The organism is Xanthobacter nonsaccharivorans (assembly GCF_043194755.2).
Classification (GTDB): Bacteria; Pseudomonadota; Alphaproteobacteria; order Rhizobiales; family Xanthobacteraceae; genus Xanthobacter; species Xanthobacter autotrophicus_G.
On record NZ_CM195526.1, the window covers coordinates 4,456,740 to 4,469,335 of the forward strand.

General features: G+C 72.0%; 8 protein-coding genes. 6 read left to right on the plus strand and 2 right to left on the minus strand.

Annotated elements, in window-relative coordinates; translation table 11 throughout:
- Window positions 1-12 precede the first annotated feature (12 nt).
- From V5F59_RS20240 to V5F59_RS20255, 4 genes are read left to right on the plus strand one after another with little or no spacing between them, the layout of a single operon-like run.
- Entirely contained in the window at window positions 13-2,052 is a 2,040-nt protein-coding gene (locus V5F59_RS20240) for an oxidoreductase (RefSeq protein ID WP_393977028.1), read from the plus strand.
- A gap of 5 nt (window positions 2,053-2,057) precedes the next feature.
- Window positions 2,058-3,980, plus strand: a complete 1,923-nt coding sequence (locus V5F59_RS20245) for a DUF3483 domain-containing protein (protein WP_393977030.1) — start codon at window positions 2,058-2,060, stop codon at window positions 3,978-3,980.
- A complete protein-coding gene (locus V5F59_RS20250; RefSeq protein ID WP_509211119.1) occupies window positions 3,977-5,173 on the plus strand; it encodes an FAD-binding protein in 1,197 nt (398 codons plus the stop codon). The genes V5F59_RS20245 and V5F59_RS20250 overlap by 4 nt, the downstream gene beginning before the upstream one ends.
- Entirely contained in the window at window positions 5,170-5,928 is a 759-nt protein-coding gene (locus tag V5F59_RS20255) for an electron transfer flavoprotein subunit beta (RefSeq protein ID WP_393982598.1), read from the plus strand. Before V5F59_RS20250 ends, V5F59_RS20255 begins: the two co-directional genes overlap by 4 nt.
- A gap of 407 nt (window positions 5,929-6,335) precedes the next feature.
- On the opposite strand, the gene betA is transcribed toward V5F59_RS20255, so the two are convergent.
- Together betA and betB are read right to left on the minus strand one after the other, a co-directional pair.
- On the minus strand, window positions 6,336-8,012 hold the full coding sequence (gene betA, locus V5F59_RS20260) for a choline dehydrogenase (RefSeq protein ID WP_393982599.1): 1,677 nt from the start codon (window positions 8,010-8,012) through the stop codon (window positions 6,336-6,338).
- Between the two features lie 11 nt (window positions 8,013-8,023).
- Complete coding sequence (gene betB, locus V5F59_RS20265) at window positions 8,024-10,129, minus strand: betaine-aldehyde dehydrogenase (RefSeq protein WP_393982600.1); 2,106 nt, start codon at window positions 10,127-10,129, stop codon at window positions 8,024-8,026.
- A gap of 328 nt (window positions 10,130-10,457) precedes the next feature.
- On the opposite strand from betB, the gene V5F59_RS20270 reads away from it, so the two are divergent.
- Window positions 10,458-11,420: a choline ABC transporter substrate-binding protein gene (locus V5F59_RS20270; protein ID WP_393982716.1), complete on the plus strand. Its 963-nt coding sequence runs from the start codon at window positions 10,458-10,460 to the stop codon at window positions 11,418-11,420.
- Window positions 11,421-11,738: 318 nt separating this feature from the next.
- Window positions 11,739-12,596: a choline ABC transporter permease subunit gene (gene choW / locus V5F59_RS20275; RefSeq protein ID WP_393982601.1), complete on the plus strand. Its 858-nt coding sequence runs from the start codon at window positions 11,739-11,741 to the stop codon at window positions 12,594-12,596.

The window sequence follows — 12,596 nt, forward strand, 5'->3', positions numbered from 1 at the left end:
AGCTGCCCCCCGATGATCGCCCATGCCGACGCGCTTCTGAAGCCCCTCACCCTCAAGGGGCTCACCATCCGCAACCGGGTGATGAGCACCAGCCACGCCCCCGGCTACGGCAAGGACGGCAAGCCCCAGGAGCGCTACCAGCTCTATCACGAGGAGAAGGCCAAGGGCGGCATCGGCCTCACCATGTTCGGCGGCTCCTCCTCCGTCGCCCTCGACAGCCCGGCGGCGCCGTGGAACCAGGTGTCGGTGGCGGACGACAGCGTCATCCCCTTCTTCCGCAGCTTCGCCGAGCGCATCCACCGCCATGGCGCCAAGCTGATGATCCAGCTCACCCACATGGGCCGCCGCACCAAGTGGGACACGGAGAACTGGTTCCCCACCGTCTCCGCCTCGCCCCGGCGCGAGCCGGCCTCGCGCACCATCCCCAAGGAGCTGGAGCCGGAGGAGATCCAACGCATCATCGCCGATTTCGCCGCCGCCGTCCGGCGCTGCCGGGACGGCGGGCTCGACGGCTGCGAGGTCTCCGCCGCCCACGGCCACCTCATCGACCAGTTCTGGTCGCCCTCCGTGAACCGGCGCACCGACGGCTACGGCGGCAGCCTCGAAAACCGCATGCGCTTCGGCCGCGAGGTCCTGGACGCCATGCGCCGCGCGGCGGGCGACGATTATGTCATCGGCATCCGCATGTCCGGCGACGAGATGATCGCCGACGGCCTCTCCCACGAGGAGTGCGTGGAGATCGCCGCCACCTATGCCCGCGACGGCCTCGTGGACTTCATCAACGTGCTGGGCGGGCAGGCGCGGGACGACATGGCCCACGCCATCTCCCTGCCCAACATGTCCTTCCCGGTGGCGCCCTTCCTCAGCCTGCCGAGCGCCATCAAGCGCGAGGTGGACGTGCCCGTGTTCCACGCCCAGCGCGTGACGGACCTCGCCACCGCCGCCCGCGCCGTGGCCGAGGGGCACGTGGACATGGTGGCCATGACGCGCGCCCACATCGCCGACCCGCACCTCGTGAAGAAGCTCTCCGAGGGGCGCGAGGACGACATCCGCCAGTGCGTGGGCGCCGGCTATTGCATCGACCGCATCTATGTGGGCGGCGATGCCCTGTGCATCCAGAACGCCGCCACCGGCCGCGAGGCCACCATGCCCCACGTGATCCCCAAGGCGGAGGTGCGCCGCAAGGTGGTGGTGGTGGGCGCCGGCCCGGGCGGGCTCGAGGCGGCGCGGGTGTGCGCCGAGCGCGGCCATTCCGTGGTGCTGTTCGAGAAGAACGCGGCGGCCGGCGGGCAGGTCAACCTCGCCGCGAAGGCCGGCTGGCGGGAGGCGCTCTCCGGCATTCCGCGCTGGCTGGTGGGACAGGCGACGCGCCTCGGCGTGGACCTGCGCCTCGGCGTGGAGGCGACCGCCGAGGCGATCCTCGCCGAGGGGCCGGACGTGGTCATCGTCGCCACCGGCGGCCGGCCGAGCCACGGTCCCGCCAGGGGCGCCGACCGCGCGGCCACCACGGCGGACGTGCTCGCCGGCACGGCGGCGCCCTCCGGCTCGGTGCTGCTGTTCGACGAGATGGGCCAGCACAATGCCGCCTCCACCGCCGAGCAGCTGGCGAAGCGCGGCTGCCTCGTGGAGTTCGTCACCGCCGACCGCACCGTGGCGCAGGAGGTGGGCACCACCAACCAGCCCATCCACTATCGCGAGCTCTACAAGCTCGGCGTGGTCTTCTCCCCCAATCTCGACCTCGTGGAGATCTATCCCGAGGGCAACCGGCTGGTGGCCGTGCTGCGCAACACCTTCACCGATGCGGAGGAGGAGCGGGTGGTGGACCACGTGGTGGTGGAATACGGCACCCTGCCCGTGGATGGCGTCTACCACGCCCTCAAGGCGCAATCGGTGAATGCCGGGCAGATCGACCTCGGCGCCATCGTGCGCGGCGCGCCGCAGCCCCACGACCTCTCCAGGGGCTTCGCCCTCTACCGGGTGGGCGACGCGCTGGCCGGCCGCAACATCCATGCGGCCATCTACGACGCGCTGCGCCTGTGCAAGGACATCTGACCGCCATGGCCGCCGGCCTCCCCCTCCTCGTCTGGACGATGGCGCTCGTCGCCGGCATCGCCGCCGGCCGCCGGGCGCTGCTGTGGCGGCAGGGCCGGGCCGCGCCCGTGGCCTGGATCGGCGGCCTCCTCGCCATGCCGCGGCGCTATCTGGTGGACGTGCACCACGTGGTGGCGCGCGATCCCAGGGCGGCGCGCATGCATGTGCTCGTGGCGGGCGGGCTGCTCGCCGGCTCGGGCCTCGCGGCGCTGGGGGTGGTGCCGGCGCTGGCGGGCGCGCGCCTCTATTGGGCGCTGGTGGCCCTCGCCTTCGCCGCCATGCTCGCGGGCGCGGCGCAGGTGGCGGCGCGGCGCGTCCCGCGCCGGCCCGCGCGCCTGTCCGGCGGGCGCTTCCAGGTGCTGCCCTTGCTGCTCCTCGGCTACGGCCTCGGCGCCGGCCTTTCGGCGGTCCCCCTCGCTCTTGGCCTGCCGGCCCTCCTCGCCGTGCCGCCCCTGGCGCTGGCCACGGGCTGCGGCCTCGCCTTGGCGTGGTTTGCCGGCGCCGGCCCCATGCGCCATGCGGTGGCCGGCGCCCTGCACCTGGCCGCCCACCCGCGTCCCGCCCGCTTCGCCGGCCCGCGCGACGTGGCGCTCGCTCCCGTTGACCTTTCCGCCGACCGCCTCGGCGTGGAGACGCCGGCGGACTTCGCCTGGAACCGCCTGCTCGGCTTCGATGCCTGCGTGCAGTGCGGACGCTGCGAGGCGGCCTGCCCGGCCTTTGCCGCCGGCCAGCCGCTGAACCCCAAGCGGCTGGTGCAGGATCTGGTCGCCGCCATGGAACCGGCCGGCGCCGCTCTCCCCTATTCCGGCAGCCCCTATCCCAACGCCCGCCCGGTGGCGGGCCCGGGCGGCGCCCACGCGGCGATCATCGGCGCCGACGCCGCGATCCATCCCGACACCCTGTGGTCCTGCACCACCTGCCGGGCGTGCGTGGAGGAATGCCCCATGATGATCGAGCATGTGGACGCCGTCATCGACCTGCGCCGCCACCAGGCCCTGGCGCTGGGCGCCGTGCCCGGGACGGCCGCCGCCCGCCTCGACGATCTGCGCGACACGGACGAGGCCGGCGGGCGCGCCCTCGCCGCCCGCGCCGATTTCGCCGCCGGCCTCGATTTGCCCGTGCTGGCGGAAGGGGGGCAGGCGGACGTGCTGCTCTGGCTCGGCGAGGGCGCCTATGACCTGCGCTACGGGCGCACCCTGCGCGCCCTCGTGCGGCTGCTGCGCGCAGCGGGGGTGGATTTCGCCATCCTCGGCGCGCGGGAGAAGGATTGCGGCGACACCGCCCGCCGCCTCGGCGACGAGGCCACCTTCGCCCGCCTCGCCCAGGAGAATGTGGACATTCTCGCCGGCGTGCGCTTCGCCCGCATCCTCACCGCCGATCCGCACGCGCTGAACAGCCTGCGCAACGAGTATCCCGCCTTCGGCGGCCGCTACGCGGTCTGGCATCACGCCGCCTTCCTCGACCGCCTGGTGGCGGAGGGGCGCCTGCCCGTGGGCGCGCTGGGGGCCCTGTCCGTCACCTATCACGACCCCTGCTATCTCGGCCGCTACAATGGCGAGGTGGAGGCCCCGCGCCGGCTGCTGGACGCCCTCGGCCTCGACCGGCGGGAGATGGCCCGCCACGGAGTGCGGGCCATGTGCTGCGGCGGGGGCGGCGGGGCGCCGCTCTCCGACATCGAAGGCGACCGCCGCATTCCCGACCTGCGCATGGAACAGGCGAGCGCCACCGGCGCGGCCATCGTGGCCGTGGCCTGCCCCACCTGCACCGCCATGCTGGAGGGCGTGCCCGGCGCCCGGCCCGAGGTGCGCGACATCGCCGAGCTGGTGCTCGCCGCCTGGGAGGCCGGCGCCGCCCGGCCCGCGCGCCGCCCGGTGGAGGAGCCCGCATGAGCCGCCCCCGCCGCGATCCCCGCGCCGCCCGGGCCGCCTGCGCCGTGCCCTCCCCCGCCGGCCGGCCGCGCTTTGCCCTGGCCACCGCGCCCGCCGCCGGCCGCCCGCGCCGCGACCCGCGGGCGGAGCGCGCCGCCGCCGAGGTGCCCGGCCAGGGCCGGCGCCGCTTCGACCTCAGCGCCACCGGACGCGCCCCGGTGCCGCCGGCGCCCGTCCCCGAGGCCACGCCCGAGCCGGCCGGCGGGCCGCAACTGCGGGCCATTCCCCAGCCGGCCTATCTGGTCCTCGCCATCGCCGATGCGCCGGCGGGGCACCTCTCGCCCCACGACCGGCAGGTGCTGGGGGCCGCGCGCCTCCTCGCCGACGCCGGGGGCGGCGCGGTGGTGCTCCTCGCGGCCGACATCCCCGCCGATGCGGGCGAGGCCGGCGCCGATCGCGTCGCGCCCCTGCCCGCCGATGCCGACCCGGACCGCCGCGCCGCCACCCTTCTGGAGGCCATCGCCGCCCTCCAGCCGCGCCATGTGCTCTGGCCCGAGAGCCGGGATGGCGGCGACCTCGCCCGTCGCGTCGCCGTGCGGCTGGGGGAGGCCCTGTTCTGCGGTGCCGAGCAGGTGAACGCCAGGCTCGTCTCCCGCCCTGCCCGAAGCGGAGGGGTGGAGCAGCGCCGCGCGCCGCCGCGCCTCCTCACCCTCGCCGACGGTGCCGCCGCGCCCCACCGCGCCACCCGCCACGCGGCGCAGCCCATCGCCCTGCCCGCCCCGGCTCCGGCCGCGAGCGGGGCCATCCTCCACATCGAAGAGGTGCCGGCCGATCCCGCCACCGTGCCGCTGGCGGAGGCGGAGTTCGTGGTCTCGGCCGGCAACGGCGTCACCGATTTCGCCGCCTTCGCCGCTCTCGCCCGGGCCCTCGCCGCCACCCCCGGCGCGAGCCGCATGGTGTGCGATGCCGGGCTGATGCCGCGCGCGGCGCAGGTGGGCGCCTCCGGCACCGTGCTTCAGGCCCGGTGCTATTTCGCCCTCGGCATCGCCGGCGCGCCGCAACATTTGCAGGGCGTGGCCGGGTGCGAACATGTGGTGGCGGTGAACACGGACCTGCACGCCGCCATGATCGAGCGCGCGAGCCTCGCCATCGTCGCCGACGCGCAGGCGGTGATGCCTGCCCTCATCGCCCTCATGGCGGAGGGGGAGGCATGAAGGCCCTCGTGCTGCTGTCGCAGGGCCGCCATCCGGTCTCCGGCAAGCCCTGCCTGCCCCGCGCCGAAGCCCAGGCCGCCCGGCTCGCCACCGCCATCGACCCCGCCCCCGCCGGCCTCCATGCGGGACCGGATGCGGAGACGGTGCGCGAGGCGCTGGGCCGGGGCCTCCACCGCCTGTCCCACCTCGTGATGGACGCCGACCCCTCCGCGGCGCTGGCCGACGCCATCCGCGCCGCCGCGCCGGACGTGGTGCTCGCCGGCCCGCGCGGACAGGGCGGGGCTGACACGGGCCTCCTGCCCTATGCCCTCGCTCATGCCCTCGGCTGGCCGCTCGTGGCCGATGCGGTGGCGCTGGAGGCAGGGGAGGAACCCGGCACGCTGCGCATCACCCAGGCTCTGGGCAAGGGCGCGCGCCGGCGCATCCTGGTGCGCCTGCCGGTGCTGGTGAGCGTGCATGCGGGTGCCCCCGCGCCCTTGCCTTTCGCCTTCGGCCGGGCCCGCGCCGACGGGGTGGAGCGCCACGCGGCCGCCGCCGCGCCGGCCCGGCCGGAGGAGAGCATGGAGGAGCGGCCCTATCGCAAGCGGCCGAAGGTGATGGCGCTGGCCGGCGGCACCGCCGCCGAGCGCCTCGCCGCCGCCACCGGCGCGGGCGCCGCCAAAGGGCGCGTGCTGGTGGACCCCGACCCGCGGGACGCCGCCCGCGAGATCCTCGCCTTCCTGCGCGCGGTGGGGGTGGTGAAGCAGCGGGCGTAGGTCGCCGCCGCCTCCCTCCCGTCATGGCCGGGCTTGTCCCGGCCATCCACGCCCCGCGGCCGGCCCCCTTCGGGCCGGCATGGACGCTGCCGGGCACGAAGCCGGGCACGACGGCGCCTGCGGGGCACCGGTGCGGAAGGATCAACACGACGATCTCAGGTCGATTTCGGGCCGCGCGCGGCCCCGCGCCGCGCGCTTTCCGGCATGCCGCCGGCGCCTCCCCCATCCGTCATGGCCGGACCTGTCGCGGCCATCCAAGGCCCGCGGCGGGGAGCGCCTTCGGACGGGCCCGCCGGCGGGCCGGCGCGGAGGCCGGGCCTGACGCGGAGAGCCGAACGGCGGGGCAGCCGCACCCGGCCTTTCAGGCTGCGGAACAAGAGAGCCGCCTGCGCGCTCCCCCGCCCCGCTCAGCGCTGGGCGGCCTGCCAGTTGTCGGCGGTGTAGAAGGGCGCGTTGGAGGCGGCGAGCGGGTCCTTGCCGAGGATGATGTCCGCCGCCTTCTCGCCGATCATGATGGTGGGCGCGTTGAGGTTGCCGGTGGTGATGGACGGCATGATGGAGCTGTCCACCACCCGCAGCCCCTCCACCCCGATCACCTTCGTATCGGGCGAGACCACCGCCAGGGGATCGTCCTCCCGGCCCATCCGGCAGCTGCAGGAGGGGTGGTAGGCGCTCTCCACCTTGGCCCGCACGAAGGCGTCGATGGCCTCGTCCGAGGTCACGTCCGCCCCCGGCTGGATCTCCCGGCCGCGATAGGCATCGAAGGCCTTCTGGGCGAAGATCTCGCGGGTGAGGCGCACGCAGGCGCGCATCTCCACCATGTCGTCCTCATGGCCGAGATAGTTGAAGAAGATGCGCGGGGCCTCCTTCGCATCGCCGGACTTCAGCCGCACCCAGCCGCGGCTCTTGGTGCGCATGGGGCCGACATGCGCCTGGAAGCCGTGCTCGTCGGCGAGGCCCTTTCCGTCATAGGTCACGGCCAGCGGGATGAAATGGTACTGGATGTCCGGATACTTCACCCCCGGCCGGGAGCGGATGAAGCCGCAGGTCTCGAAATGGTTGGTGGCGCCGAGCCCGGTGCGGGTGAACAGCCATTGCGCGCCGACGAGGCCCCGCCCCACGAGGCCGGTCTGGGAATAAAGGGTGATGGGCTCCTTGCAGGCCACCTGGAAGTAAAACTCCAGGTGATCCTGAAGGTTCTCGCCCACCCCTGCGCGGTCCGCCACCACGTCAATGCCGAAGCCCTTCAGCTCCGCCGCCGGCCCCACGCCGGAGAGCTTGAGCAGCTTGGGCGAATTGATGGGCCCGGCGCAGAGGATGACCTCCCGCCGGGCGCGCACGCGATAGTCCCGCCCGTCGCGCTCATAGGCGACGCCCACCGCCTGCCGGCCCTCGAACAGCACGCGGCTGACCAGGGCGTGGGTGACGAGGCTGAGGTTCGCCCGCTTCAGCGCCGGCTTGAGATAGGCGTTGGCGGTGGACCAGCGCACGCCATTCCGCACTGTCATGTCCATGCGCCCGAAGCCTTCCTGCTGGGCGCCGTTGATGTCGGCGGTGGCGGGATAGCCGGCCTGCTGCGCCGCCTGGACGAAGGCGGTGTAGAGCGGGTTGTCGATCCTGCCGTATTTCGTCGCCAGCGGGCCGCCGGCGCCGCGATAGGCATCGCCCCCCTCCTGCCGGTCCTCCGCCCTCTGGAAATAGGGCAGGACATGGCGATAGCCCCAGCCGGCGGCGCCCTCCTCCTCCCAGCGCTCGTAATCGTGCGGGTTGCCGCGCACATAGACCATGCCGTTGACCGAGGAGGAGCCGCCGATGACCTTGCCGCGCGGGCACACCAGCCGCCGCCCGCCCAGACCCGGCTCCGGCTCGGTCTCGAAGCCCCAATTGTACTTGGACATGTTCATGGGCATGGAGAGCGCGGCCGGCATCTGGATCAGCACGGAGCGGTCCGAGCCGCCGTACTCCAGCACGAGCACGCGGCTCGACCCGTCCTGCGAGAGCCGGTCCGCCAGCACGCCGCCGGCCGAGCCCGAGCCCACGATCACATAGTCGAAATCCTGATCGTATGTCTGGGATGAGGCCACGATACGCTCCTTCAATACGGCGAGACGACGCGTCCGAGATTCACGTAGACGCTCTTGACCTGGGTGTAGTGCTCGATGGCGGCGCGGCTGTTCTCGCGGCCGAGGCCCGATTGCTTGGTGCCGCCGAACGGCAGCTCGATGGGCGTGATGTTGTAGTGGTTGATCCAGCAGGTGCCCGCCTGGAGCTGGGCGATCACCCGGTGGGCGCGGGAGATGTCCTGCGTGAACACGCCGGCGGCGAGGCCGAAGTCGGTGGCGTTGGCGCGGGCCACCACCTCCTCCTCGCCCGAGAAGGCGAGCACGGACATGACCGGGCCGAAGATCTCCTCGCGCACGTTGGGCATGTCGTCGGCGCAGTCGGCGAACACGGTGGGGGCGACGAAGAAGCCCTTCGCCAGCGCCCCCGCCTCCACCCGGTGCCCGCCCGCCACGAGCCGCGCGCCGGCGGCCTTCGCCGCCTCGATGTAGGAGAGCACCTTCTGCATGTGCGGCGCGCTGATGAGCGCGCCCACCTGCGTGGCGGGATCCAGCGGATCGCCGACGATCATCCGCGCGGTGCGCTCGGCAAGCTCGGCGAGGAAGGCCTTGAGCACCTTCCTGTGCACGAACACGCGGGTGCCGTTCGAGCAGATCTCCCCGCCCGAGTAGAAATTGCCCAGCATGGCGGCGGAGACCGCATCCGAGACGTGCGCGTCCTCGAACACGATGAGCGGGGACTTGCCGCCCAGCTCCAGCGTCACGTGCTTGAGGCTTGCGGCGGCGTCCGCCATCACCTTCCTGCCCGTGCCCGCCTCGCCGGTGAGCGACACCTTGGCGATGCCGGGATGGCGGGTGAGCAGGCGCCCGGTGTCGGCGAAGCCCTGCACCACGTTGAACACGCCGTCCGGCAGGCCGGCCTCGCGGAACACCTCGGCGAGCTTGACGGCGGTGAGGGGGGTGAGCTCCGCCGGCTTGAAGATCATGGCGTTGCCGCAGGCCAGCGCCGGGGCGGCCTTCCAGCAGGCGATCTGGAGCGGATAGTTCCAGGCGCCGATGCCGGCCACCACGCCCAGCGCCTCGCGCCTGGTGTAGCCGAACGCCTCGGGACCGAGGTCCACATGCTCGCCCGCCAGCGTCGGGGCAAGGCCGGCAAAATAATCGAGGCAGTCCGCGCCGGAGAGCACGTCCACCACGCCCGTCTCCTGGATGGGCTTGCCCGTGTCCTGCGTCTCCAGGCGCGCCAGCTCGTCATTGCGGGCGCGCAGGAGGTCGGCGGCGCGGCGCAGGATGCGGCCGCGCTCGGCGCCGGTCATGGCGGCCCACTTTTTCTGCCCGGCGGTGGCGGCCGCCACCGCCCGGTCCACCTCCACCGGGCCGGCGATCTCCACCTCGGCGAGGATCTCGCCGGTGGCCGGGTTGGAGGTGGTGAAGGTGGTCGCCGCCGCGCTCGCCACCGGCGCCCCGGCGATGTGGTTGCGCACGGGGGCACGGACCGGCTCCGCCCTGGCGGCGGCCGCCGGCACGTCGCTCCTCAGCGGCGCGGCGGCGGCGATCTGGGAATCGGCGAAGGCGGCGGCGATGCTGCGGGCGAGAACGCTGTCCGGCTCGCCGCCGCTGGAGAGGGTGGCGCGCAGCCACAGACCGTCGATCACCGCTGCGATGGAGACGGCGATGCGGTGGGCATCGTCCGGCGCCACCATCTTCTTCAGGGCATGCACCAGGTCCGACATCATGCGCCGCTGGTAGATGCGCTGCACCCGGGCGAAGCGCTGCTCGTGGATGACCTGGCCCCAGAAGGCGAGCCAGACACTGGAGGTCTTGCGGTCGAACTCCTCGGGGGCAAGGTTCGCCTCGATCACCGCCTGCACGCGCTCGCGCGGGGTGCGGGCGGCGGCGAGGCGGTGCGCGGTGCCTTCCGCCACGCGGCGCGCAAGATGACGCAGGGTCGCCTCAAGCAGACCGTTCTTGTCGCCGAAGTAATGGGCGACGAGGCCGGAGGAGACATTGGCCCGGCGCGCGATCTGCACCAGCGTGGTGGCGACGAAGCCGATCTCCGCGAGGCAGGCGATCGTGGCGTCGATGAGCTGCTGGCGCCGCACATCCTCGGCCTCGACACGGGTCTGCACTGCCTCTGCCATCTCGGCCTCCTGGGTGTAGCTCCATTGATTATACGTTCAATCAACCAACTGCCTAGCGCAAAAATCCGGCACCATCACATCTGTCGAAAAATCGGAAATTCGCGACGAACTCTGTTGCAGTGCTTATAATCTCATCGTTGAACGGGCAAATAATGAGCGTGACAAACGGACGCGATCGAGATTGAATGTTCAATCAATGGGTCCGCAAATGGACCGCGGTCCGCCAAGTGACCACCGCAGCCGACGCCGCAGAGCGTCCCGGCCGCCGCCTTCTTCAGAGTGACCTGGGCCGCACCTTCGGCCGCCGGATTTGAGGGGAATGGACATGATGGGCATTCGCGCGATCAGGGCATTGGCCGCCACGCTCGCCTTGGGCGTCGGCATTTCGGGGCTGGCCGGCCTTCCGGCACAGGCGGCGGATGCGCCGGCATGCAAGACCGTCCGCTTCGCCGACGTGGGCTGGACGGACATCGCCGCCACCACGGCGATCACCTCCACCATCCTGAAGGGTCTCGGCTACACGCCCAAGACCCAGGTGCTGGCGGTGCCGGTGACCTATACGTCCATGAAGAACAAGGACATCGACGTGTTCCTGGGCAATTGGATGCCCACCATGGAGGCCGACCGCAAGCCCTATGTGGAGGACAAGTCGGTGGAGGTTCTGGGCGCGAACCTCGAAGGCGCCAAATATACCCTGGCCGTGCCCACCTATCTCTATGACGAGGGCCTGAAGACCTTCGCCGACATCGCCAAGTTCAAGGACAAGCTGAAGGGCAAGATCTACGGCATCGAGCCCGGCAACGACGGCAACCGCCTGATCATCGGCATGATCAAGGACAACAATTTCGGCCTCGGCAAGTTCGAGATCGTGGAATCCAGCGAGCAGGGCATGCTCTCGCAGGTGGATCGCCTCTCCAAGCGCAAGGAGGCCATCGTGTTCCTGGGCTGGGAGCCCCACCCCATGAACACCAAGTTCGCCATCAAGTATCTGGAGGGCGGCGACGACGTGTTCGGCCCGAACCTCGGCGGCGCCACCATCTATACCAACGTGCGCGCCGGCTGGCTCGACGCCTGCCCCAATGCCGGCACCCTCATCAAGAACCTGAAGTTCTCGCTGCCCATCGAGAATACGGTGATGGGCTACATCCTGTTCGACAGCATGGATGCCGACAAGGCCGCCACCAAGTGGCTGAAGGCCAATCCCAAGGCCTGGGAACCCTGGCTCGCCGGCGTCACCACCTTCGACGGCAAGCCCGGCCTCGAGGCGGTGAAGAAGTCGCTGAACCTCTGACGCCGCACGCCCGGCCGCGGCCTGCGCCGCGGCCCGCCGCCCGCGAAACGCGCTCGGCGCGGCAATACGCCTGAAGCCCCGGCCCCGCGGGCTTTTGCGATTTGAGAGTGCGATCCGGGAGCCGCCCTCTCGGCCTGAGGAAAAGGAACGCGTGACCCGAAGATTGCATCGCGATCTGCTCGGTGCATGCTCCAGGTCTCGCGCACGGCCCCGTCCGAACCGGCCCGCCGCGCGACACCAGTCACAGCCGGGCCGTCCAGACGACCGGCCGCAGCACACAGGCCCGCAAGAGGGGCGCAGAGGCCGAGGAGATAGGCCATGTACGACTGGCTCACCGACCACAAGATCCCGCTCGGCCAGTGGCTCAGCGCGGTCGTCGATTTCCTGAGCACCCATGCCCAGGTGGTCTTCGACGTCATCTCCGTCACGCTCGCCGCCATGATCGGCGGGCTCACCACGGCCCTGCTGTTCATCCCGCCCCTGCTGCTCATCGCCTTGTGCGCCATCGGCGCCTATCTGGTGCACCGCTCGGTCGGCCTCGCCGTCTTCATCCTGGGCGCGCTGCTGCTGGTGGCGAACCTCGGCTATTGGGAAGCGACGGTGGAGACGCTCTCCCTCGTGCTCTGCGCCACCTTCGTGTGCGTCATCATCGGCGTGCCGCTGGGCATCGCGGCGGCGCACCGCCCCTGGCTCTACACCGCCATCCGGCCGGTGCTGGACCTGATGCAGACCATCCCCACCTTCGTCTATCTCATCCCCACCCTGGTGCTGTTCGGCCTCGGCGTGGTGCCGGGGCTGATCTCCACCGTCATCTTCGCCCTGCCGGCGCCCATCCGCCTCACCCACCTCGGCATCTCCTCGGTGCCCCCGGCGCTGGTGGAGGCGGGCGAGGCGTTCGGCGCCACGCGGCGGCAGCTGCTGTTCAAGGTGGAGCTGCCCTATGCCATGCCCACCATCACCGCCGGCATCACCCAGTGCATCATGCTGAGCCTCTCCATGGTGGTGATCGCGGCCCTCGTGGGCTCGGACGGGCTCGGCAAGCCGGTGGTGCGCGCGCTCAACACGGTGAACGTCGCCATGGGGTTCGAGGCGGGCATCGCCATCGTCATCCTCGCCATCGTGCTCGACCGCGTGTGCAAGCGGCCGGACCGCGCCCAACGCTCCCGGAAGGCCTGA

Coding starts and splice junctions, on each gene's coding strand:
- V5F59_RS20240 (WP_393977028.1), top strand. CDS start 13: ATGATCGCCCATGCCGACGCGCTTCTGAAGCCCCTCACCCTCAAGGGG.
- V5F59_RS20245 (WP_393977030.1), top strand. CDS start 2,058: ATGGCCGCCGGCCTCCCCCTCCTCGTCTGGACGATGGCGCTCGTCGCC.
- V5F59_RS20250 (WP_509211119.1), top strand. CDS start 3,977: ATGAGCCGCCCCCGCCGCGATCCCCGCGCCGCCCGGGCCGCCTGCGCC.
- V5F59_RS20255 (WP_393982598.1), top strand. CDS start 5,170: ATGAAGGCCCTCGTGCTGCTGTCGCAGGGCCGCCATCCGGTCTCCGGC.
- betB (WP_393982600.1), bottom strand. CDS start 10,129: ATGGCAGAGGCAGTGCAGACCCGTGTCGAGGCCGAGGATGTGCGGCGC.
- V5F59_RS20270 (WP_393982716.1), top strand. CDS start 10,458: ATGGGCATTCGCGCGATCAGGGCATTGGCCGCCACGCTCGCCTTGGGC.
- choW (WP_393982601.1), top strand. CDS start 11,739: ATGTACGACTGGCTCACCGACCACAAGATCCCGCTCGGCCAGTGGCTC.